This window comes from Geobacillus sp. BK01 (assembly GCF_052220245.1).
Lineage (GTDB): Bacteria > Bacillota > Bacilli > Bacillales > Anoxybacillaceae > Geobacillus.
The window spans coordinates 1-20,989 of record NZ_JBQPTH010000023.1 but is presented as its reverse complement, the minus strand read 5'-3'; the positions used below and the strand labels follow the sequence as shown (position 1 = coordinate 20,989).

General features: G+C 52.7%; 16 protein-coding genes, 10 tRNA genes and 2 pseudogenes. 5 read left to right on the top strand and 23 right to left on the bottom strand.

Features of this window, described 5'->3' with window-relative positions; all coding sequences use genetic code 11:
- Window positions 1–22: 22 nt before the first annotated feature.
- From ACTVDO_RS15395 to glgB, 5 genes are read right to left on the bottom strand one after another with little or no spacing between them, the layout of a single operon-like run.
- The gene (locus ACTVDO_RS15395) at window positions 23–2,422 is read right to left on the bottom strand and encodes a glycogen/starch/alpha-glucan phosphorylase (RefSeq protein WP_020961014.1); all 2,400 of its coding nucleotides are present in this window, start codon (window positions 2,420–2,422) and stop codon (window positions 23–25) included.
- Window positions 2,409–3,866, bottom strand: a complete 1,458-nt coding sequence (glgA, locus tag ACTVDO_RS15390; RefSeq protein ID WP_020961015.1) for a glycogen synthase GlgA — start codon at window positions 3,864–3,866, stop codon at window positions 2,409–2,411. Before glgA ends, ACTVDO_RS15395 begins: the two co-directional genes overlap by 14 nt.
- Entirely contained in the window at window positions 3,863–4,897 is a 1,035-nt protein-coding gene (locus ACTVDO_RS15385; protein ID WP_442901810.1) for a sugar phosphate nucleotidyltransferase, read from the bottom strand. The genes glgA and ACTVDO_RS15385 overlap by 4 nt, the downstream gene beginning before the upstream one ends.
- Complete coding sequence (locus ACTVDO_RS15380; RefSeq protein ID WP_442901809.1) at window positions 4,897–6,063, bottom strand: glucose-1-phosphate adenylyltransferase; 1,167 nt, start codon at window positions 6,061–6,063, stop codon at window positions 4,897–4,899. The genes ACTVDO_RS15385 and ACTVDO_RS15380 overlap by 1 nt, the downstream gene beginning before the upstream one ends.
- The gene (glgB, locus tag ACTVDO_RS15375) at window positions 5,945–7,954 is read right to left on the bottom strand and encodes a 1,4-alpha-glucan branching enzyme (protein ID WP_020961018.1); all 2,010 of its coding nucleotides are present in this window, start codon (window positions 7,952–7,954) and stop codon (window positions 5,945–5,947) included. Before glgB ends, ACTVDO_RS15380 begins: the two co-directional genes overlap by 119 nt.
- Window positions 7,955–8,151: 197 nt before the next feature.
- Here glgB and ACTVDO_RS15370 point away from each other — a divergent pair, with 197 nt between their 5' ends.
- The gene (locus tag ACTVDO_RS15370; protein ID WP_020961019.1) at window positions 8,152–9,102 is read left to right on the top strand and encodes a cation diffusion facilitator family transporter; all 951 of its coding nucleotides are present in this window, start codon (window positions 8,152–8,154) and stop codon (window positions 9,100–9,102) included.
- A gap of 123 nt (window positions 9,103–9,225) precedes the next feature.
- On the opposite strand, the gene ACTVDO_RS15365 is transcribed toward ACTVDO_RS15370, so the two are convergent.
- Both ACTVDO_RS15365 and ACTVDO_RS15360 read right to left on the bottom strand, forming a co-directional pair.
- Window positions 9,226–10,743: an acetyl-CoA hydrolase/transferase family protein gene (locus tag ACTVDO_RS15365; RefSeq protein ID WP_442901808.1), complete on the bottom strand. Its 1,518-nt coding sequence runs from the start codon at window positions 10,741–10,743 to the stop codon at window positions 9,226–9,228.
- A 165-nt stretch (window positions 10,744–10,908) separates the two neighbouring features.
- Entirely contained in the window at window positions 10,909–11,556 is a 648-nt protein-coding gene (locus ACTVDO_RS15360) for a LytTR family DNA-binding domain-containing protein (RefSeq protein ID WP_442901820.1), read from the bottom strand.
- 303 nt (window positions 11,557–11,859) lie between these two features.
- On the opposite strand from ACTVDO_RS15360, the gene ACTVDO_RS15355 reads away from it, so the two are divergent.
- The gene (locus tag ACTVDO_RS15355) at window positions 11,860–12,486 is read left to right on the top strand and encodes a LysE family translocator (protein ID WP_020961023.1); all 627 of its coding nucleotides are present in this window, start codon (window positions 11,860–11,862) and stop codon (window positions 12,484–12,486) included.
- A gap of 143 nt (window positions 12,487–12,629) precedes the next feature.
- On the opposite strand, the gene ACTVDO_RS15350 is transcribed toward ACTVDO_RS15355, so the two are convergent.
- Both ACTVDO_RS15350 and ACTVDO_RS15345 read right to left on the bottom strand, forming a co-directional pair.
- Window positions 12,630–12,752 (bottom strand): hypothetical protein, encoded by a 123-nt coding sequence (locus ACTVDO_RS15350; RefSeq protein WP_442901807.1) that lies wholly within the window; start codon window positions 12,750–12,752, stop codon window positions 12,630–12,632.
- A gap of 83 nt (window positions 12,753–12,835) precedes the next feature.
- Complete coding sequence (locus tag ACTVDO_RS15345) at window positions 12,836–13,468, bottom strand: LysE family translocator (RefSeq protein WP_020961025.1); 633 nt, start codon at window positions 13,466–13,468, stop codon at window positions 12,836–12,838.
- A gap of 597 nt (window positions 13,469–14,065) precedes the next feature.
- Here ACTVDO_RS15345 and ACTVDO_RS15340 point away from each other — a divergent pair.
- The gene (locus ACTVDO_RS15340) at window positions 14,066–14,794 is read left to right on the top strand and encodes a hypothetical protein (protein ID WP_442901806.1); all 729 of its coding nucleotides are present in this window, start codon (window positions 14,066–14,068) and stop codon (window positions 14,792–14,794) included.
- A gap of 548 nt (window positions 14,795–15,342) precedes the next feature.
- Here ACTVDO_RS15340 and ACTVDO_RS15335 read toward each other — a convergent pair.
- Window positions 15,343–17,385, bottom strand: coding sequence for a bifunctional 2',3'-cyclic-nucleotide 2'-phosphodiesterase/3'-nucleotidase (locus ACTVDO_RS15335; protein WP_051391569.1), 2,043 nt, complete (start codon window positions 17,383–17,385; stop codon window positions 15,343–15,345).
- A 99-nt stretch (window positions 17,386–17,484) separates the two neighbouring features.
- Between ACTVDO_RS15335 and ACTVDO_RS15330 the strand changes: the two are divergent.
- Together ACTVDO_RS15330 and ACTVDO_RS15325 are read left to right on the top strand one after the other, a co-directional pair.
- Window positions 17,485–17,735: pseudogene (locus tag ACTVDO_RS15330) on the top strand (IS701 family transposase); the annotation flags it as partial.
- On the top strand, window positions 17,725–18,021 hold the full coding sequence (locus ACTVDO_RS15325) for an FAD-binding oxidoreductase (protein ID WP_128754844.1): 297 nt from the start codon (window positions 17,725–17,727) through the stop codon (window positions 18,019–18,021). The pseudogene ACTVDO_RS15330 and the gene ACTVDO_RS15325, both read left to right, overlap by 11 nt.
- A gap of 109 nt (window positions 18,022–18,130) precedes the next feature.
- Here ACTVDO_RS15325 and ACTVDO_RS15320 read toward each other — a convergent pair whose 3' ends face one another.
- From ACTVDO_RS15320 to ACTVDO_RS15260, 13 genes and pseudogenes are all read right to left on the bottom strand, one after another.
- The gene (locus tag ACTVDO_RS15320; protein ID WP_020961030.1) at window positions 18,131–18,637 is read right to left on the bottom strand and encodes a YobA family protein; all 507 of its coding nucleotides are present in this window, start codon (window positions 18,635–18,637) and stop codon (window positions 18,131–18,133) included.
- Window positions 18,638–18,702: 65 nt separating this feature from the next.
- Window positions 18,703–18,774 (bottom strand): annotated as a pseudogene (locus tag ACTVDO_RS15315) (hypothetical protein); the annotation flags it as partial.
- Window positions 18,775–18,968: 194 nt separating this feature from the next.
- Complete coding sequence (locus tag ACTVDO_RS15310; protein WP_020961031.1) at window positions 18,969–19,349, bottom strand: hypothetical protein; 381 nt, start codon at window positions 19,347–19,349, stop codon at window positions 18,969–18,971.
- Window positions 19,350–19,723: 374 nt separating this feature from the next.
- A tRNA-Leu gene (locus tag ACTVDO_RS15305) sits at window positions 19,724–19,808 on the bottom strand.
- A 61-nt stretch (window positions 19,809–19,869) separates the two neighbouring features.
- Window positions 19,870–19,943: transfer RNA gene (locus tag ACTVDO_RS15300), tRNA-Cys, on the bottom strand.
- 9 nt (window positions 19,944–19,952) lie between these two features.
- Window positions 19,953–20,024: transfer RNA gene (locus tag ACTVDO_RS15295), tRNA-Gly, on the bottom strand.
- A 5-nt stretch (window positions 20,025–20,029) separates the two neighbouring features.
- Window positions 20,030–20,104 (bottom strand) — tRNA-Gln (locus ACTVDO_RS15290).
- 16 nt (window positions 20,105–20,120) lie between these two features.
- Window positions 20,121–20,193 (bottom strand) — tRNA-His (locus tag ACTVDO_RS15285).
- A gap of 17 nt (window positions 20,194–20,210) precedes the next feature.
- A tRNA-Trp gene (locus ACTVDO_RS15280) sits at window positions 20,211–20,284 on the bottom strand.
- 7 nt (window positions 20,285–20,291) lie between these two features.
- A tRNA-Tyr gene (locus ACTVDO_RS15275) sits at window positions 20,292–20,376 on the bottom strand.
- 6 nt (window positions 20,377–20,382) lie between these two features.
- Window positions 20,383–20,458 (bottom strand) — tRNA-Thr (locus ACTVDO_RS15270).
- Window positions 20,459–20,621: 163 nt separating this feature from the next.
- Window positions 20,622–20,697 (bottom strand) — tRNA-Phe (locus tag ACTVDO_RS15265).
- 167 nt (window positions 20,698–20,864) lie between these two features.
- Window positions 20,865–20,940, bottom strand: a tRNA-Asp gene (locus ACTVDO_RS15260).
- Window positions 20,941–20,989 lie beyond the last annotated feature (49 nt).

Below are 20,989 nucleotides of genomic sequence, written 5' to 3'. Positions count from 1 at the left end.
GCCGCCTGTTCGCCGCCGGGCTTTACATCGACGGCGAAATGCCCCAAATGTCCACCGCATACTCGGCGATCGTCCGGTCGCTGGCAAAGTAGCCGGAGTGGGCGATGTTGACGGCGCTCATCCGCCACCAGCGCGCCGGATCGCGATAGGCGTCTTCCACCCGTTCGTGCGCTTCGGCGTAGGCGGCAAAGTCGCGCAGCACAAAATATTCATCGTTTTGCGTCAAAAGCGAATCGTAAATCGGTTCAAAGTAATCGCCGGCATCCGGGAAAAAGCCGTTGACAAGCTGGTCGACGACTTGCTTGATCCGCTTGTCGTGATGGTAATATTCATGCGCCCGGTAGCCGCCGTGCTCATAGTAGTTGAGCACTTCCTCGGCCGTCAGCCCGAACAAAAACATGTTTTCGTTCCCGACCGCCTCGGCGATTTCAACGTTCGCCCCATCAAGGGTGCCGAGCGTAAGGGCCCCGTTCATCATAAACTTCATATTGCCGGTGCCGGATGCTTCTTTGCTGGCGGTGGAAATTTGCTCGCTCACATCGGCGGCCGGGATGATCTCTTCGGCGAGCGACACGCGGTAGTTTTCCAAAAAAATGACTTTCAGCTGGTCATGGACTCGTTTATCGTTGTTCACCTTCTCGGCGACCGCATGGATGAGCTTAATGATCCGCTTGGCGTAATAGTAGCCCGGCGACGCTTTCGCCCCGAAGATAAACGTGTGCGGGTAAATCGAGAAGTGCGAATCCTCTTTCAGCCGATTGTACAAATGCATGATGTGCAGCACGTTCAACAGCTGCCGTTTGTAGGCGTGCAGCCGCTTCACTTGCACGTCGAAAATCGATGATTCATCTACAAGAATGCCCGTCTTTTCGTAAATGCGGGCGGCGAGCTTCGCTTTGCGCTGCCGCTTCACGGCGGCGAGCGCCCCTTGAAACGCCGGATCGGAAGCATGCGGCGCCAGCTCCATCAGCATTTCCGGCTCATGAATCCAGCGCGGGCCGATCGTGTCCGTAATCAACGCCGACAGCTCGGGGTTGGCTTTTAACAGCCAACGCCGGTGCGTCACGCCGTTCGTTTTATTGTTAAATTTATGCGGCGCCCATTCATAAAACAGGCGCATTTCCCGCTGTTTCAAAATGTCGGTATGCAGCTTTGCCACCCCGTTGACGCTATGGCTGCCGGCGATGGCGAGATGCGCCATTTTCACCATCCCGTGGGCGATGATGGCCATTTGTTCAATCCGCCCCCAATCGCCGGGGTAGCGTTCCCACAGCTCGCGGCAAAACCGTTCGTTGATCTCCTCGACGATCATATAAATGCGCGGCAAGAGCGGCCGGAACAAGTGGATCGGCCATTTCTCGAGCGCTTCTGACAACGTCGTATGGTTCGTATACGCGACCGTATGGGTTGTAATGTGCCACGCCTCTTCCCAGCTCATCCCTTCTTCATCGAGCAAAATGCGCATCAATTCCGGGATGGCGAGCACCGGGTGCGTGTCATTGACATGAATGGCGACATACTCATGAAGCCGGCGCAAATCCCCGTGTTGGCGGCGATGGGCTTGGACGATGCTGCCGAGGCTGGCGGCGACGAGAAAATATTGCTGCTTGAGCCGCAAAATTTTTCCCTCGTCATGTGTATCGTCCGGGTATAAAAATTCGGAAATGGCTTCCGTTTCCCGTTTGTATTGCATGACATCTTTATGAAGCGGGAACGTCTTCGCCGGTTCGGCGCTCCAAAGCCGGAGCGTATTGACCGTGTCCGTTCCGTAGCCGACAACCGGCATATCGTACGGCACCGCCATCACGTTTTCGCTGTCAACATGGCGGAACAGAAGGCGGCCGTTTTGCTCCGACACCTCCACCCGTCCCCAAAACCGGACTTCGACCGCCAGCTCTTCTTTGCGGACTTCCCACACGTTTCCGTGGCGCAGCCATTGCTCCGGCAGTTCAACTTGATAGCCGTCGACAATCTTTTGGTCAAACAGCCCGTGTTTGTAGCGGATGCCTTGTCCGTGCCCCGGCAAATTCAATGTCGCAAGCGAATCCAAAAAACAGGCGGCAAGCCGCCCAAGCCCGCCGTTGCCAAGCCCGGCGTCCGCCTCGCATTCCTCGACGTCTTCAAGCCGGATGCCGAGCTCGCGCAGCCCTTCCTCGACGACCGGACGGACACCGAGGTTTAACAAGTTGCTGCCGAGCAGGCGGCCCAATAAAAACTCAATCGACAAATAATACACTTGCTTCCGCCTTTGCGCCCGATTGCGCTCATTTGTCGCGATCCAATGACGGCTGATATGCTCACGCACCATATGGCCGAGCACATAGTAATGGTCGCGCGTCGTCGACTCCTCGAACTGTTTGCCGCACAACGTTTCGAGCTTTGTCACAAACGCGCGTTTAAACGTTTCTTTATCCGCAAACAAACGTTTGTTCCTCCTTTTTGATCAGCTGTGCATAGGCCTGTTTGTATTCTCTTGCCGACCGGCGCCAGCTGTAATCGCCGCGCATCGCCCGCTCTACGAGCCGTCCCCAAACGGATGGCCGGCGGTAAAACGACAGTGCCCGACGGATCGTATACAGCATGTCATGGGCGTTAAAATTGGTAAAACTGAATCCATTCCCTTCTCCTGTTATCTCATTGTATGACTGCACCGTATCGTTTAGTCCCCCGGTCTCCCGGACGATCGGGATCGTGCCATACCTTAGGGCGATCATTTGGCTTAGTCCGCACGGCTCAAACAGCGACGGCATTAAAAACAGATCGGCCCCGGCGTAGATTTGGTGGGCGAGCGGTTCATGAAAACCGATATACACTCCGACCTTGTCGGGATACGCCGCCGCCATTTGCGAGAAAAACTGTTCAAACCGCCAATCCCCGGTGCCGAGCGCGACGAGCTGCATGTTTTCCTGCATGAGGTCATGAAAGACGCACGTCACCAAATCGAGCCCCTTTTGCGCCGTCATTCTTGTCACCATCGCCACGACCGGCACATCGTCCCGCTCCGGGAGGCCAAACTGCCGCTGCAAGGCGCGCTTGTTGCGCTGTTTTCGCTCCCGCGTATGTACGTCATACGTCGCCGCCAAAAACGGATCGGTTTCCGGATTGTAAAACTCGTCGTCAATGCCGTTTAAAATGCCGCGCAAATCGTCGCGCCGCGCCCGCAGCAAGCCGTCCAACCGCTCGCCGTAATAGGCGGTTTGAATCTCCTCTTTGTACGTCGGGCTCACCGTTGTGATCAAATCGGACGCGACAAGCGCCCCTTTCATAAAGCTGACGCTGCCGTAAAACTCAAGATGGTCGACGGTGAAATAGCGGTCATCCAAATTCAATAAATCTTCTAAAATGCCGCGCGGAAACAGCCCTTGAAACTGCAAGTTGTGAATCGTAAAGACGGTGCGCATATCGGCGTAAAACGGATCATGCCGGTATTGTTCCCGCAGCAAAAACGGCACCATGCCCGTGTGCCAGTCATGGCAGTGGAGGACATCGGGCTGAAATGGGATTTCCGGCAGCGCCTCGAGCACAGCCTGGCAAAAATAGGAAAACCGCTCGCCATCGTCATAATGGCCGTACAGCTGCGGCCGTTTGAAGTAATATTCATTGTCGATGAAGTAATAGATGACCCCGTCGTGCTCGAGCTCTTCCACGCCGACATATTGGCGGCGCCACCCGACCGGCACGATGAACTCCGCCACTTTGTTCATCTTCTCTTTCCATTCAGGGGCGATCGTTTCATATTTCGGCAACATCACGCGGGCATCAACGCCGAGCCGGCGCAGCTCTTTCGGCAGCGCGCCGGCGACATCGGCCAGTCCACCCGATTTGGCGAACGGAGCGCATTCGGAAACGGCAAAGAGCACGTTCATCGGCTGATCACCTCACCTTGCACCGTTCCTTTGCGGACGATAAACGGCTGTTCCGCTGTTCCTTTTAAAACAACGCCCGGTTCGACCTTGGCGTCTTTATCGATAATGACGCCATCAAGGACACAGCCGTCGCCGATTTGGCATTTTTGCATAATAATGCTGTTTTTCACGACCGCTCCTTTGCCGATTTTGACGGAGCGAAACAAGACGCTGTTTTCGACCGTCCCTTCGATCACGCAGCCGTTGGCAATCATCGAGCGCTTCACGTTCCCTTCCCGCCCGTATTTCGTCGGCGGCTCGTCTTTCACTTTCGTATAGATCGGCCGCTCCGGGGGGAAGAGCTGTTCCCAGACGTTCCGGTTCAACAGTTCCATGCTCGAACGGAAATATTGTTCGACCGAATCGATGACCGCCGCATATCCCGTATATTCATAATCGCAAATCGTCAGCGAATGGTGGTAATCGCGGACGATATCGACAATGCTATAGTAACCGCGGTGTTTGTAATCGGCGATCAAGTCAAGCAGCAGCGACGTTTCCAAAAAATACATCTCAAGCGGCCGTCCGCGGTGACGAATTTCCGTCACGTCGCAGCCGCGCTCGATATGACGCTCGAGCACCGCCGCAAAGTCGATGTTGCACACCGTATAGCCGTTCGCGATGACCGCATATTTTTGCCGGCTTCGCAAAAAATAGTCGATGTGCTGCTCAAAGTGGGCGAACGCCCCGACCCGGCGCTCGCCGGAAAACAATAAATCCGGCGACGGGAAGAAAAACAGCCCATCCCGCTTCCGGTTTAAATCCCAATTTTTCCCTGATCCCAAATGGTCCATGAGCGACCGGTATTGATATTTCGGGAAAATCGCGACACTTTCGATGCCGGAGTTGACCATGCTCGAGAGCACAAAGTCAATGAGCCGATACCGGCCGGCAAACGGCACGGCGGCGATCGACCGCTGCTCAATAAGCGGGGAGAGCGCCTCCATATACATCGTGGCATCAATGACGCCTAACATCGTCTTGTTGTTCATCACGCTTCATCCTTCCTCGCGGTTTCCTCATGATTCCATTGTGCAAGCCATTCGGCGGTCACGAGCACCACCTCGCCGTCCTCGTCCGGGCCAATCGAGGCATGCGGCGGGATGACGCAATCCGGCGTGACGATCGCCCGTTCGACATATGCTCCTGCGCTGACTTCCGCCCCCGGCATAATGACCGCTTCTTTCACGACCGCTCCTTTGCCGATGCGGACACCTTGAAACAGCACCGAGCGCTCGACCGTCCCTTCGACAACGCATCCTTCATTCACAAGCGAATCGGCCACTTCCGCCTCCGGCGCGATGTATTGCGGCGGCTGGTTCGGGTTGACAGAATAAATGCGCCATGAGCGGTCGAACAAGTCGAGCTCATTGTCTTCATCCAGCAAGTCCATGTTCGCTTCCCACAAACTTTTTACCGTGCCGACATCTTTCCAATAGCCTTGAAACGGATAGGCAAACAGCCGCTTGTTCTCACGGAGCAGAAGCGGAATGATGTCTTTGCCGAAATCGTGCGACGAATGCGGGTCAGCGTTGTCGATTTTCAAGTATTGTTTCAACAGCGGCCAATTGAAAATATAAATGCCCATCGACGCCAAATTGCTCTTCGGCTCCGCCGGTTTTTCGGCAAACTCGACAATTTTCATCTCCTCATCCATATTCATAATGCCAAACCGGCTCGCTTCATCCCATGGCACTTCAATGACGGAAATCGTCACATCGGCCCGCTTGGCGATATGATAGTCAAGCATGTGCTGGTAGTCCATTTTGTAAATATGGTCGCCGGACAGCACGAGCACGTAGTCCGGGTCGTACTGTTCGATATAATTCATATTTTGATAAATCGCGTTCGCGGTCCCTTCATACCATTTCACGCCGGACGAGACGGAATACGGCGGCAGGACGGTGACCCCGCCGTTTCGCCGGTCCAAATCCCACGCGCTTCCGATGCCGATGTACGAGTGAAGAAGGAGCGGCTGGTATTGCGTCAGCACCCCGACCGTATCGATGCCGGAATTCGTGCAGTTGCTCAACGTAAAATCAATGATCCGATACTTCCCGCCGAACGGCACGGCCGGTTTCGCGATGTTTTTCGTCAGCGAGCGAAGCCGGCTTCCTTGCCCGCCGGCCAATAACATGGCGATGCACGTCTTCTTCATTTTGCTTTCTCTCCCCTCGTTTTTGCACTGGCCGTAACACTGAAATGCCAAATGGCGGAATCGTCATGCGCACATGGTACGGCTTTCCGTGAAACGGTTCATTGAACGCCGGAAGCCGCTTCGAATTGACATGCCCTAATCCGCCAAAGTCCACCGCATCGCTGTTCAGCACTTCCCGATACGGCGTGAAAAGCGGCACGCCGACTTTGTAGTCATCATACGCCTGATTTGTGAAATTGCAAACAATGATCAACACGTCATCGTCTTTTTTCCCGCGGCGGATGAACGAGAAAATGCTTTGTTCGGCATTATGGACGTCAATCCATTCAAATCCTTGCGGGTCATGGTCGAGTTCGTAAAACGGCTTATACCGCTTATAGCAGGCGATGAGCTGTTTCATATACTCGTTCATCTTCCGGTGCAAGTCAAAGTCGAACAACACCCAATCGAGCTCTTCTTCAAACTTCCATTCGTCAAATTGGGCAAATTCGTTGCCCATAAACAACAGCTTTTTCCCGGGATGGGCCATCATGTAGCCGTACAGCAGCCGCAGCTGGGCGAACTTCTCGTCATACGCCCCCGGCATTTTGTTGAGCAGCGACTTTTTGCCGTGCACGACTTCATCGTGGGAAAACGGCAAAATGAAATTTTCTGAATACGTATAAAGGAGGGAAAACGTCACCTGGTTGTGCACATGCTTCCGCTCATGCGGCGGCGTTTCCATGTACTTCAACATGTCGTTCATCCAGCCCATGTTCCACTTGTAGTTAAAGCCAAGCCCCCCTTCATACGTCGGCGCCGTCACCCGCGGCCAGTCGGTCGAGTCTTCGGCAATCATGAGCACGTTCGGGTCGTGGGCAAACACCGTCTCGTTTAACTTGCGCAAAAACTCGACCGCATACGGATTTTCATACAACCGGTCGTTGTTCGGCCAATACAGCATGTTCGCGACCGCATCGACGCGGAATCCATCGACGTGGTAATACTCAAGCCAAAACAACGCATTGGAGATGAGAAAGCTGCGCACTTCCGGCTTGCCCAAGTCAAAATTGGCCGTCCCCCAGACGTAATTTTCGCGGTCTTTTTCGTTCGCATATTCATACGTCGGGGCGCCGTCAAACATGTACAGCCCGTGGGCGTCCTTGCAAAAATGCCCCGGCACCCAATCGACGATGACCCCAAGTCCCGCTTGATGGCAGCGGTCGATGAAATGCATGAGATCGTGCGGGGTGCCATAACGGCTCGTCGCCGCGTAATACCCGGTCCCTTGATAGCCCCACGAACGGTCGAGCGGGTGCTCAACAAGCGGAAGCAGCTCGATATGCGTAAACCCATGCTCGAGCACATACGGAATGAGTTCATCGGCCATCTCGCGGTACGTATAAACATGGCCATCCTTTTTCTTCCACGAACCGAAATGGAGCTCATAAATGACCATCGGTTGCTCATAAATCCGCTTCCGCCGCTTCTTCCGCTGCCAAGACTGATCGTTCCACTGGTATCCTTGCAGATCGTAGACAATCGAGGCGGTATGAGGACGCAATTCGGAGTAAAAGGCGTACGGGTCTGCTTTCAACAACACACGTCCATCCGGCGTGACGATCTCATACTTGTATAAATGCCCTTCCAAGTTTTCCGGGACAACGATCGTCCATACTCCTTCATCGTTCACTTTGGTGAGGCGGAATTTCGTCCCGTCCCAGCCGTTGAAGCTGCCGACCAGGCGCACATCGCGCGCGTGCGGCGCCCAGACGCAAAAGCGAGTGGCGGCTCTTCCGCCCTCATCGATCACATGGGCGCCAAACAGTTCGTAGCTTTTATACAAGCTGCCTTCATGAAACAAATACACTTCCAAATCCGTCGGATTCGCCGCAATCAAACCGTATCGCATCCTTTCCGAAGCAAGATGATGGCCACACAATATTCCTTATTCGCCAACGAAACACTTCATTCCTCGAAAAAGTTTTCTATATTTTTTGACAAACTTCATCATGAATGACCGTTCATGTCGAGAAATTCATTGCACACCGGCCGGTTCTTATATTATAATATATATAAATTAATAATAATTATAAAAAGAGGTGTGCTATGTCTCCTGTATCGTACGATTTCCATCATCTTCCACACGTGAAGGCGCAACGCCAATCGAAAAAAGCGCTTTGGATTACATTGGCGCTGACTGTTTTTTTCACTGTTGTCGAAATCATCGGCGGGGTGGTCTCGAACTCGCTCGCCTTATTGTCCGATTCGGCCCATATGGCGTCTGACGTGCTGGCGCTCAGCCTGAGCATGGTCGCCCTCTATATGGCGACACGCCCGCCGAACCGCCGCTTTACGTTCGGCTTTTTGCGGTTTGAAATCATTACATCGTTTTTGAACGGCCTCACCTTGGCGGTGATTGCAGTCTGGATCTTATGGGAAGGGATCGAGCGGTTTCTTCATCCCGAACCGATCCAATTCCGCCTTATGCTCGGAATCGCGGCGATCGGCCTTGTCGTCAACCTCGTCTTGACCATCGTTTTAAGCCGGAGCACAAAAGAAGAAGACAACTTAAACGTTCAAAGCGCCCTTTGGCATTTCATCGGCGACTTGATCAGCTCGATCGGCGTCATCGTATCCGCCCTGCTCATTTACTTCACCGGCTGGACGATCTTTGACCCGCTCATCAGTTTAGTGATCGCCGCCATCATTTTCACAGGCGGGGCGAAAATTATGCGCGAGTCGTACTTGATCTTAATGGAGGCCGTCCCGGAACAGTTCGACCTCGAACAAATCCGCGCCGACATCCGGAACATCGAAGGGGTCGAGGACGTGCATGACATGCATTTATGGGCCATCTCGACCGATCATTACTCGCTGTCCGCCCACGTGTTCATTGCCGAACACATCCAGCCGCTTTGCGTCATCTTGGCGGTCAATGAAATGCTGAAGGAAAAATACGGCATTGAGCATGCCACGATCCAAGTCGAACACGCCATGCTTCACGACCACGGAACCTATGGGAAGGCGTTTTTGGAGAAAAAAAAGCAGCCGCAATGACAAAGACCGCCCGTGCCGGATTGGCAAGGCGGTCTTTCGTCATTTTGCCGTCTATTGCGCTCGGCCGCTATGAAAAAACCAGCGCAGAACGCGGTTTGGCGCCACGCCCTGTGTTTCTTTCCATCATTGCAGCTGATACGTTTCTTCCCGCATCGTTCCAAGTTGTTCATACCGGATATGCCAAGACAACGCTTGTTCCAATACGTGCGGCGTATGGCCGCCGCGCTTGAGCGCTTCAGCGAAGTAATCGCGCAGCTGCGGACGGTAATCCGGATGGGCGCAATGTTCGATGATGAGCGGGGCGCGCTCGACAGGGGCGAGCCCGCGCAAATCGGCATATCCGTGTTCGGTGATGATGACATCGACATCATGCTCCGTATGGTCGACATGGGAGACGAACGGCACGATGCTCGAAATCGCCCCATGTTTGGCGCTCGATTTCGTCACAAAAATCGTCAGGCGCGCATGGCGGGCAAAGTCGCCCGAGCCGCCGATGCCGTTCATCATCTGGGTGCCGCGGACATGCGTCGAGTTCACATTTCCGTAAATATCGGCCTCAAGCGCCGTATTAATGGAAATCAAACCGAGGCGGCGGATCAGTTCAGGATGATTGGAAATCTCCTGCGGCCGCAGCACGAGTTTGCCCCGGTACGCTTCCAAGCTGTGGTACACTTGTTTCATCTTGTTTTCCGACAAGGTGATCGAACATCCCGAGGCGAACCGCACTTTCCCTGCATCAAGCAAATCGAACATCGCATCTTGCAGCACTTCCGAATACACTTCCAAGTCGCAAAATTCAGAATCCAACAAGCCGTAAAGAACCGCATTCGCGACAGAGCCGATCCCGGCCTGAATCGGCGCCAGCCGTTCGGACAGCCGCCCCGCTGCTACTTCGCGGCGAAGAAACTCGATCAAATGCTTGGCAATCGCCGCTGTTTCCGCATCCGGAGGCACAATCGTCGACGGTGAATCCGTTTGATTCGTCACGACAATTCCAGCGATTTTCTCCAGGTCAACGGGAATGCCGATCGTTCCGATCCGGTCGTCCACTTTCGTCAACGGAATCGGGGTGCGCTCCCCTTGCTTCCCGACTTCATAAATGTCATGAAACCCGTAAAGCGCTTTCGGTTGGGCGACGTTCAATTCGACAATGACCCGTCTTGCTTTTTCTACAAAAATCGACGAATTGCCGACAGACGTCGTCGGGATGATCATGCCGTCCTCCGTAATCGAAACCGCTTCCACAATAGCGTAATCAATCGGTTTCAGCACGCCGGAACGGACGAGTTCCGCCGTATGCGACAAATGCTGGTCGACAAACAGCAGCTCCCTTTCGTTAATTTTCCGGCGCATCGCGGCGTCAGCTTGAAACGGCAGCCGTTTCCGGACAATGCCTGCTTCCGCCATCATCTTGTCAATATCCGATCCGAGCGAAGCCCCTGTATAGACGTCGACTTTCAGCGGCTGCCGCTTGGCCCGTTCAATAAGCGCCGTCGGCACCGCTTTTGCGTCCCCCGCGCGGGTAAAACCGCTCAATCCGAGGGTCATGCCATCTTCAATCCATGAGGCGGCCGTTTCCGCCGTCACAATCCGCTCTCGTAATGCCCGATGGCCGATCCGTTCGAAAATGAATGGTTCCAAAGCGATTTCCCCCTTTTGTTTTTCCCTCATTATAGCGGCTCGCAGGGGGAAAATCATTCGAATTGGAGTAAAAGGGCTTTCTTTTGCGTCGAAGCAGCATTTTCCCTGCATCACGCAGAAAAACTTGCCGCTTCACAAAAATAACCGCCTGTATCGGCGGTGTCATCAAAAGCCGAGCCGTCTCCGGAAATGGCTGGCGTACGTTTGGCTGACCGGCACTTTGGAGCCGTCCTTCATCACAAGCAAAAACGTCGAGTGGGAATCCGGCTGAATTTCGGCGATGTACTCAACATTGACAATATACGACCGATGGCAGCGGATAAACCGGTCAGCCGGCAAAGAAAATTCCAATTCGGTCAAATTGTATTTATGATGGCCTTCGACGTGCATCGATTTGACGAACGTTTTCCGGTTTTGCGCTTCCAAATAAACAACCGCGTCAAACGGCACCGGAACCCAGCGGTCCATCGTCCGTATCGTCAAATACGACGTCGCCAAAAGCGGCTTTTTCGGCCAGACAGCTGTCACGCATCCTTTTGGCACCCCGTCTTCCAAAATCGGAACCGACACGCCGAAATACGGAACGCCAAACACCCGGCTGTCTTTTTGCTCTTCAATTTTCCGGCGGATCACCAACGCCTTGTAGGTGACCGAATCCGGTTTGATTTCATCACCTGGACGGATTTTCAAATCAATTTGCCGGCTCGGCTGGTAGTAAATGTACCGCCGGTCGTCGGAAATCACAAGCGATGCTTCAACGGGAAACCATTCATTCACAACTTGGCGAATGGCCGAAACAAGCAGCGAATCCATATCCCCCACCTCTTGCAAACCGTTCCATACTTTTATTTTCAGCCGCACCGCCGCGTTTGTCAAATGGCAAATCGTTTCGTTTCGCTGCCGTGGACAGCCGGTGAAAAACGAGTTTGGCGCCCCGTCTGGCCATGTCGGACCAGAAAGCCCCCCATCTGACAGCATTTCTCCAAAAGAACTGATCCGCCGGTTTTCGCTTTGATCGCCGCCGTTCGAGAAGGAATCGCCCGCTCTTTCGCGAATCCATATACATAACCGCCTTTCACGGCCGCCCCGCCAAACTGATCAAAAAGGAGGGTTCCGATGGAGATCGAGGTCATCTTGTCGTTTTTCGTCGTCGCCATATTGCTTACATTGGCGCCGGGTCCGGACATTTTATTCGTCATCGCCCAAAGCGTGTCGCAAGGCAAATGGGCGGGCATCGCCACCGCGCTCGGGCTTTGCACAGGGCTGCTTGTCCATATCAGCGCCGCCACGCTGGGCGTCTCGGCCGTCATGTACCAATCCGCCTTGGTGTTTGCCATCGTCAAGTACGCGGGCGCCGCGTATTTGCTGTACCTAGCCTGGCAGGCGTTCCGTGAACAAGACGAAGGCCTCGCCTTTGGGCGGCAGACGCCGATGGCATACGCCTCGCTGTACAAAAAAGGCATTGTCATGAACGTGCTCAACCCGAAAGTGTCGCTCTTCTTCTTGGCGCTCTTGCCGCAGTTTGTCGACGAAACAGCCGGCCATGTGCCGGGGCAGATGCTTCTATTAGGCGCCATCTTTCTCGTGCAGGCGCTCGTTGTCTTCACCTTGGTGAGCATCGGCGCGGAAAAGCTGCGCCAATGGCTCTCGGCCCACACCGCCATCACCAAGCGAATCCATTGGCTCAAAGGCGCCATCTTCGCGCTGATCGGCATTCAAATCGCCGTCAGCGAACGGTCGTAGCGGCAAGAAAAAAGAGGGCGGCTGCCCTCTTTTCTGCTCATCTCCACAACAGCGCCGCGCCTCCCAATATGAGAAGCAGGGAGAGGAACAGCACCCACGTTGACCAGAGATCGATCATTTCAAAAAACAAGGCTATTCTCCGCTCACGCCCCTCCTTCTTCTTGTATGCTTCCCCACTGCTGCTTAATGATCACGATCCCAAACGGAAACATCCCGATTCCCGCCACAAGGAGAATCACCGCTATTCCTTTGTCATCCGCCCCCATTCCTCCAACCAACCTCCTCACGAATCACCGCCCGCGCTTTCATTCGGATGAGAATCGTGCTTTCCGGCGCCGCCCGCCCTCGCTCACGACGCTTTCGTTTGCAGCAGCTTCACGCCAAGCCCGATAAACACGATCCCTGTCAGCCGATTCATCCAAAGCGCCGCTTTCGCATGTTGGCGCACCCGTTTCGTCGCCAGCGCGGCGACATAGACGACGCCAAGCCCCCACAGCGTGCTCGTCACCACGAACGAAACGCCGAGCAGCAGAAACGGAAGCGGACCGTACGGCTGAGCCGTTTCGATGAACTGCGGCAAAAACGAAAGGAAAAACAGCGCCACTTTCGGATTCATCACATTCGTTGTCACGCCTTGCCAATAAATCTTGTTCAGCTTCATCGGCGCCAACTCCCCCGACTCCGACGCGGGCGGCGCCGGCTGCCGCATCATTTTCACCCCAAGGTACACCAAATACGCCGCCCCGGCGATTTTAATCGCCGTAAACAATACAACCGACCGCTGCAAAACTATCGCCAAACCAAACGCCGCCAGCAGCGTATGAACGAGCACCCCCGTCGAGATGCCCAACACCGAATAAACGCCTGCTTTCCTCCCTTGCGCCACACTGCGGCCCATAATATACATCGTGTCCACGCCCGGAGTGGCATGCATCAAAATCGACGCAAGCAAATACATTCCGTAGCTGGTAATGCCTAACATCCTTCTCCCCCCTCATTGCGATGAGCGATCTGTTCCGAAAAGATCATGTATACTTTACATTATCGTCTCCACCCGCATGGTTTTCAATATGTATATTGACCATTTTCCTAGTTTTTGAGGACAGAACCCGCCTGACAGCCTCAAAGGTTTGCAGTCTGCCGGAAACGGAAGTTCCTCCCTATCTTTTTGAAAATGGTGTCAGACCACCTTTTCCATCCAGCCCGACACCTTCGAAACAGATTACCCGCCCGCTGAAAGACCGGCGAAAACCTATGGATTCCCCGGATTGGCGGGAAATCGCAAGGAGAGGAAAGGACGGCGCCGCAAGGATTTTCCGTTTGCGAAACAGCGCGAAAAGCCGCATCTCCCTGACATCTCCCTTCCTTCCCAACACGCAAAAATCTCTTGTCCCTCCTCAAGTGATTTGTGCTAAAATGGGAATTGGACGTCCCCACACTGCTGCACATATCCCCACTGATCATTGAATCCTTTGACCAAGCCCTGCATCGACGAGATCCAGACGCGCTGGCAACGTAGAAAGAGCCTTGGAGAGTGAGCCCGAATCACCGCCAGTTAACAAAGGGAAAGGAGATCCATATGGAAGCACTCTTGAACCAAATTTTGAGCCGCCTCGATCAATTGCACACAAACGTCGGCGCCTTGACATCCGACGTCAATGACATCAAAGCGAACATGGCCACCAAAGACGAGCTCGCTGCACTCCGATCCAAAGTAAACGAAATCGAGGCGAACATGGCCACCAAAGACGAACTCGCTGCACTCCGCTCCAAAGTAAACGACATCGAAACGAACATGGCCACCAAGGACGAGCTCGCCGAACTCCGATCCAAAGTGGACGACATCGAGGCGAACATGGCCACGAAAGATGAACTCGCTGAACTTCGCTCCACTGTGGACGAGCTCCAGTCCAAAGTAAGCGACATCGAAATGAACATGGCCACCAAAGACGAGCTCGCTGCACTCCGATCCAAAGTAAACGAAATCGAGGCGAACATGGCCACGAAAGATGAGCTCGCCGAACTTCGCTCCACTGTGGACGAGCTCCAGTCCAAGGTAAGCGACATTCAAGCGAACATGGCGACCAAAGAGGAACTGGCTGCACTCCAGTCCAACGTAAACGACATCCAAGCCAACATGGCGACCAAAGACGATCTTGTTCCTATCCGGCAAGCGGTCATGGAAATCAATCACATTGTCAAAAGGATCGAAGTCAACCAAGAGCGCCATGAGCACATTTTGGCCATCCTCTCCAAACGCTCAATCGAACATGAGGCATCCATCGCCAGCCTGCGGCACGCGCAATAATGGGACAAGGGGCGGGCGGTGCAGCCGCGCAAGAAAAACCATCCCTTTCAGACAAGGATCGTGGGGACGATCCCCTCACTCAGCAGCGTTTGGGCCTTGGCTGCGATGTCCATGAAAGCACGAAACCCCATCCGGTAGGGGACAAGCGCCTTCCCGGATGGGGCTCATGGAAACTGGCGATCGGTCTGTTGAAATAAGCCAAATTCATCCTCGCTTAGTTTAAAAGGAACGCATATTTTTTACCATACCCTTGACGAAAAAGCGGTTCATCCATTTTCGACTGTCGGAGGCAAGCCACAAACTTGTCTCCGTCACGCCTTGACGTGACGAAAGACCGAACAACCGCCTGCTTCACGGATCTATATATGGGTCTGAAAGCGGCGTTGTTCGGTCGCCCGACAGTCAATCAAATGCTTGGTAAAAGCTGCAAATGTTAAAGCTTCAAATTGCATCTATATGGCGCCACGGGTACATTCCTTTAGTGAAACAAGATTCCGACATAATGTGCGGATAGACGGCAAGTCAGCGGCCGTTCCCCCCGCTTTCGCTCAGCGTCCGAGCGTTGTTGGTGTTTTCGAATGGCCGGTTTTCGCTTCTTTCCGGGGCAGCAGCGCCAATTCATATTGAGCGAACCCGCTCGGCAACGTCGTCACATAGCGGATGCTGCCGTCTTGCGGCAAGTATTTTTGCGCTTCCGGCGACGATTCAAAGGAAACCGTCACCGGCGTTTTTCCTTTCACCGGCGCAAACCGCCAGTTGCCGTCCGCCGATGGGTTAATCGTTCCGTTTTCCCGAATGTAATCGATGATCACTTGCCGGTTCTCATCCGGGGCAGCCAAAATCGTGTTTTTCCCGTCCGGATTGATGAGCCGGTTCGTCGTCGCCCGATAGTTGTTCGTTGCGACAACAAACTCCATGTTCGGCGTCACTGGCTTGCCTTCGAATCTCAAGTTTTTAATCCGATTCGCTTTCGGGTTGATCACATTTTGGTTTTTGTCGTATTTCGCCGGCTCGGTGACATCGATCTCGTACGTCACCCCATCAATAATGTCGAAGTTGTATGTCGGGAAATCGTTGTTGACGAGCGGCTGAACGCCTGTCTTGTCCGGATCGATCTGGTTGAATTGCCCCGCCGACCACTCAAGCCATTCTTTCAACTCGGCTCCCGTAATTTTCAACGCATACACCGTGTTCGGATACAAGTACAAATCGGCGACGTTTTTAATGGCGATTTCCCCGGCCGGGATGTCGGTATAATAGCTCGCCCCTCCGCGTCCGCCGGCTTTGAACGGAGCGCCGGCCGACAGCACCGGAAGCCCTTCATATTTCGTCCCTTTCAACATTCTTTCGACATACCATTTTTGCGCATTTGTGACGATTTGCACCGACGGATCGTCTTTTACAAGCGCAAAATAGCTGTTGATCGGGCTCGTCGTTTTCCCAACCGGGCTGCGGACGTACTGAATCGTCGCTTCATGTTCCGCTTGGATCGCCTGTTCAACAGCCGGGTCGCTGTCAACGAGCGGCGTTTTCGTCGCCTTGTCATACACTGGACGGAGCTGGGCTTTCGCTTGCGTCACCTTCCATGTTCCGTCCACTTGCTCGACCGTCAAGTCGATCACCCCGAGCGTGTCGCCCCACGACCCCGGCATCGTCACTGGAACACCGTTCATCGTGCCCGTTTCATTGTTGATTCCGTTCCCGTCCGGAAAATCCGGCGCCGTTCCCGGAAGCGCCGGGAATTTTTTATGCTGGTGACCCGTCAACACGGCGTCGACTCCTGGAATTTGCGTCAAATAATATGATGCATTTTCCATATTCAGGCTGTTTCCGCCGGTCTCAACGCCCGAGTGCGACAGCACGACGATCAAATCGGCCCCTTCCGCTTTCATTCTCGGAATATACTTTTGCGCCGATTGCACGATGTCTTTCGCCACCACTTTCCCTTGCAAATTCGCTTTGTCCCAATCCATAATTTGCGGCGGCACAAAGCCGATGACGCCGATCTTCAGCGTATGTTTCTCCCCGTCCTCGTCAACGACTTCTTTCTCTAAAATTTGATAAGGCGTAAAATAGTTGACATCGTTATCCGGATTTTGGTCGTGGTCATCATGATATACGTTCGCATTCACGATCGGCAGCTTGGCGTCGTCATACACTTCATTGAGGAAATCCAAGCCATAGTTGAATTCATGGTTTCCGACCGTCGCCGCATCATACTTCAACAAATGCAACAGCTTCACCGCCGGATGCACTTCGCCGTCTTGCAGCGGCTTCACTTTGGCTACATAATCACCAAGCGGCGTTCCTTGAATCAAATCTCCATTGTCAAACAGAAGCGTATTCGGCTGTTCAGCGCGCGCCTGCTCGATCAAACGCGCTGTTTTCGACAATCCAAACTCATTCGTCGGACTGTCTTTGAAATAGTCATAGTTCACAAGATTCATATGTACGTCCGTCGTCTCCAAAATGCGCAGCTTGACGACATCTTGGTCCTCAGCACCCGCCGACGTCGACAGCAGCGACGAAGAGACGAGCCCAAGCGCCAACACTACACTCGCTGCCGCCTTGTTCCTCCGTTTTCCCAACACCCATCCCCTCCGAGTATGAAATGATTAGTATCGTCATTATCATATCATAATAGTTAAAAAGTTTTGAGAGGAAAAAGCAGCATAATTGACACTCCACACTTTTTTCGACAAGCGAAAGACCAGCTGAAGCTCGATGGGTACCGTGTTCGTCAGGTTCGAGCGGTGAAACGGTATTGGATTTTGATGCAGCTTGCTTATGTGTACAGTATAGTCGAGTCCAACCAGGATTTCTCTACGGGCTTGATCTTCCCCAAACGAAGAAAAGGCATCGTCTCGTCGAGTTTATTTACCATGCAGCGAAGCAAGATATTCCCATTGATGTTGTCAAAAAACAGCTCCATGTGGCATAAGGGATACCCTGTTTATCTCTTTTTACATGGTAATTATTGTTATGAAAATTGTTCATCTACAGTTTATTTAGTCTCCTACTACGCTGACACGCGCGACGGACTGCCGATCATCGGCGTATATGACGAACACCCGAATTGCTATTTCGTCTATGTCTATGGAGGCAACGGAGCCGTCTGCAGCATGGCGCTCGCCAAATGCCTGCGCGACTGGATCGGGGCCGGCCAAAGCGACAACGCCCAGCTCTACTTGCCGGACCGTCCGCTTGTCTCGGCGTTGTCTTCGTAATTCCTGTTCGGAATCCAACGAATTGTTTGGGCGCGTCATCGGCAAGCCGCTCCTCTTCCCAGCACACGGAGAGAGGGGCGGCTTTTGCTTCGCATGCGGCAAAACGCTTTTATTCATCTTTGATCCGAACGTCGAATTCCGTTCGTTCATGGGCGTCTTTGATTTGAATCGTCCAAGTGTCCGCTTGTTTGTCATAATGAACAGCCCGAATCACAGGAATCATCTGCTCGAGCCGACTCTCTTCTTGTTTCAACGCTTGGCGAATCGCCTCCTCCTCCGATAAGCTGGCGCCATCACGCGGAGAGCTTGGCACAACCAATACTTTGCCCGCCTTCCCTTGGCCTGGATACGATTCAGCAATCCCCCCATCCATCCACACTTGAACTTTTTGACCAATGTTCACCCGCGCTGGTGCGTTGGAAACCAAGATGGCGTTATAGAACTCTTTAAGCCCTCCTGTAGAACGAAAATCTTGCGGGTCCGAACTGACAACCAAAATGCTTCCCCCTTCTTTTCTCACGACATACCCTTCAATCGCATAGCGACCAACCGGCTCGCTGCAGCCGACCAACCAAACACTCCACACCGCGGCAATGAAAACAAGCCATGTTTTCATCCCAGTACCACCCTTTTTGTTATAGTTAGTCGGATGAGCGAACACATCGTTTCATCCTTCTTAAATTAAAACGCCTCACTGACCGTCTTGGCTTGCATGTGAAGGAACAAGTAGTCAGGGCCGCCAGCTTTTGAATCCATGCGGAGACGGTGGGAGTAAAACTATATCATGTGAAACCTTGATATTTCAAAGTTTCAAAGCCTCTATTTCTTGCATTGTGCAAAATTTGTGCAAAATTATTTTCAGTGTGTCTATCCATGCAAAAAAGGCGGAGTGATCCGCCTTTTCTTTAACCAAAATAAGCGATAATTAAACCCTCGACAAACAACGCCTACACTTCTTCCAACTGAACCTGCTTACAAATAATTTTTAGCAGCGGCTCTTTATAATCAAAGGTATAGATATGAAAATGGCCAAATCCACTTGAATTTACTTCTACATTTTCGAAGCGAATAATGGTAAACAAGCTATCAAAATGGAGATCATCCCTTGACATTTCTAGTATTGCCTGTTTCGTTTTGTACTTCACAGCCAGGCAATCCTTAAAATGCAATACTAATGTTCTGTTTTTCTCTCTATTCTCCTGTGTATCCCAATAATAGTCGATGGTTATGCATAAATCTAACGGATTATTCCATTTCATATCCGTTATAATGCTATCCGTGAAGTCAAAATGATCTTTGATTTCTCTATAATTGTTGGCGATAATCATTTTATTCACCTACTCTTCAAAATAAAATTTTGAATTTCGTTAGATATGGCATCGAACCGCTCGATATATTCATCGTATTTGCTGGGATCGCTTTCGTTTTTCATTTCTCCGAACAATTTAATCAAATCACTTAATTTCATTTTCATCGAGAGCCGATCCTCAAGGTAATAAACGAGATGGAACAAAAAGAATCTCGGCAGGTCGACCTCGCGATGGCGGAGCTGTATCATGCCAAATAGCCATGCAAAATTCGTGCAAAATTTTTTCGGATTCTATCGTTTTTTTGGGGATTCCCAAAAAATGAAAAACGACCGCGAACGCGGTCGTATCAAGGGTTTCACGATTGTTCATCGTGAGCTATCGAATACTAATGATGCCGATGGTGGGAGTCGAACCCACACGGGGGGCTACCCCACACGATTTTGAGTCGTGCGCGTCTGCCAATTCCGCCACATCGGCGCGACATGTATTATTCTATCACATTACTTCATGTCTGTCAACACTTTTTATATTCATTAGATGGAGGCGGCACCCGGATTCGAACCGGGGGTAAAGGTTTTGCAGACCTCTGCCTTACCACTTGGCTATGCCGCCTTGATCGAGAGCGGAAGACGGGACTCGAACCCGCGACCCCCACCTTGGCAAGGTGGTGTTCTACCACTGAACTACTTCCGCATTATTGGCTGGGGTAGCTGGATTCGAACCAACGCATCACGGAGTCAAAGTCCGTTGCCTTACCGCTTGGCTATACCCCAACGCCAAAAAATGAAGGGCGACTAGTGGGAATCGAACCCACGCATGCCAGAGCCACAATCTGGTGCGTTAACCACTTCGCCATAGCCGCCATAATCGCAATCAAAATGGCAGGGGCAGTAGGAATCGAACCCACACCGGAGGTTTTGGAGACCTCTGTTCTACCATTAAACTATGCCCCTTCAATCATGGTGGAGGGGGACGGATTCGAACCGCCGAACCCAAAGGGAGCGGATTTACAGTCCGCCGCGTTTAGCCACTTCGCTACCCCTCCAAGGAATGGTGCCGACTGCAGGACTTGAACCCGCAACCTACTGATTACGATTCAGTTGCTCTACCAATTGAGCTAAGTCGGCGCAATCAGAATGACAATGTGACTCGTTGCGTGCTTTTTGTGCCTCTTCCTCTACAAGCCGATTCAAGGAAGCTGGATGCGTCGAGGCAACTCGCAGCTAATTCGATGATGCCGATGCTCGTCTCTACCAATTGAGCTAAGCCGGCACATTTAAAATGAGACAATGGTGGCTCGGGACGGAATCGAACCGCCGACACAAGGATTTTCAGTCCTTTGCTCTACCGACTGAGCTACCGAGCCGTATTAGGTTTTATGCTGTTTACCTGTTGTGCCCTGTGCCTCTTCCTCTACAAGCTGATTCGAGGAAGCCGGATGCGTCAAGGCAACTCGCAGCCAATTCGATGATGTGAATGCTCGTTTCTACCGACTGAGCTGCTGAGCCGTCTTTTTTCATAATTTTGAAACAGTGGCGGTCCCGACGGGACTCGAACCCGCGATCTCCTGCGTGACAGGCAGGCATGTTAACCACTACACTACGGGACCAATTTGGTTGCGGGGGCAGGATTTGAACCTGCGACCTTCGGGTTATGAG

Excerpts from the sequence above, each read along its gene's own strand:
- glgA (WP_020961015.1), bottom strand. The coding sequence starts at position 3,866 with ATGAACGTGCTCTTTGCCGTTTCCGAATGCGCTCCGTTCGCCAAATCG.
- ACTVDO_RS15385 (WP_442901810.1), bottom strand. The coding sequence starts at position 4,897 with ATGAACAACAAGACGATGTTAGGCGTCATTGATGCCACGATGTATATG.
- ACTVDO_RS15380 (WP_442901809.1), bottom strand. The coding sequence starts at position 6,063 with ATGAAGAAGACGTGCATCGCCATGTTATTGGCCGGCGGGCAAGGAAGC.
- glgB (WP_020961018.1), bottom strand. The coding sequence starts at position 7,954 with ATGCGATACGGTTTGATTGCGGCGAATCCGACGGATTTGGAAGTGTAT.
- ACTVDO_RS15370 (WP_020961019.1), top strand. The coding sequence starts at position 8,152 with ATGTCTCCTGTATCGTACGATTTCCATCATCTTCCACACGTGAAGGCG.
- ACTVDO_RS15360 (WP_442901820.1), bottom strand. The coding sequence starts at position 11,556 with ATGGATTCGCTGCTTGTTTCGGCCATTCGCCAAGTTGTGAATGAATGG.
- ACTVDO_RS15355 (WP_020961023.1), top strand. The coding sequence starts at position 11,860 with ATGGAGATCGAGGTCATCTTGTCGTTTTTCGTCGTCGCCATATTGCTT.
- ACTVDO_RS15350 (WP_442901807.1), bottom strand. The coding sequence starts at position 12,752 with ATGGGGGCGGATGACAAAGGAATAGCGGTGATTCTCCTTGTGGCGGGA.
- ACTVDO_RS15345 (WP_020961025.1), bottom strand. The coding sequence starts at position 13,468 with ATGTTAGGCATTACCAGCTACGGAATGTATTTGCTTGCGTCGATTTTG.
- ACTVDO_RS15340 (WP_442901806.1), top strand. The coding sequence starts at position 14,066 with ATGGAAGCACTCTTGAACCAAATTTTGAGCCGCCTCGATCAATTGCAC.
- ACTVDO_RS15325 (WP_128754844.1), top strand. The coding sequence starts at position 17,725 with ATGTGGCATAAGGGATACCCTGTTTATCTCTTTTTACATGGTAATTAT.
- ACTVDO_RS15320 (WP_020961030.1), bottom strand. The coding sequence starts at position 18,637 with ATGAAAACATGGCTTGTTTTCATTGCCGCGGTGTGGAGTGTTTGGTTG.
- ACTVDO_RS15310 (WP_020961031.1), bottom strand. The coding sequence starts at position 19,349 with ATGATTATCGCCAACAATTATAGAGAAATCAAAGATCATTTTGACTTC.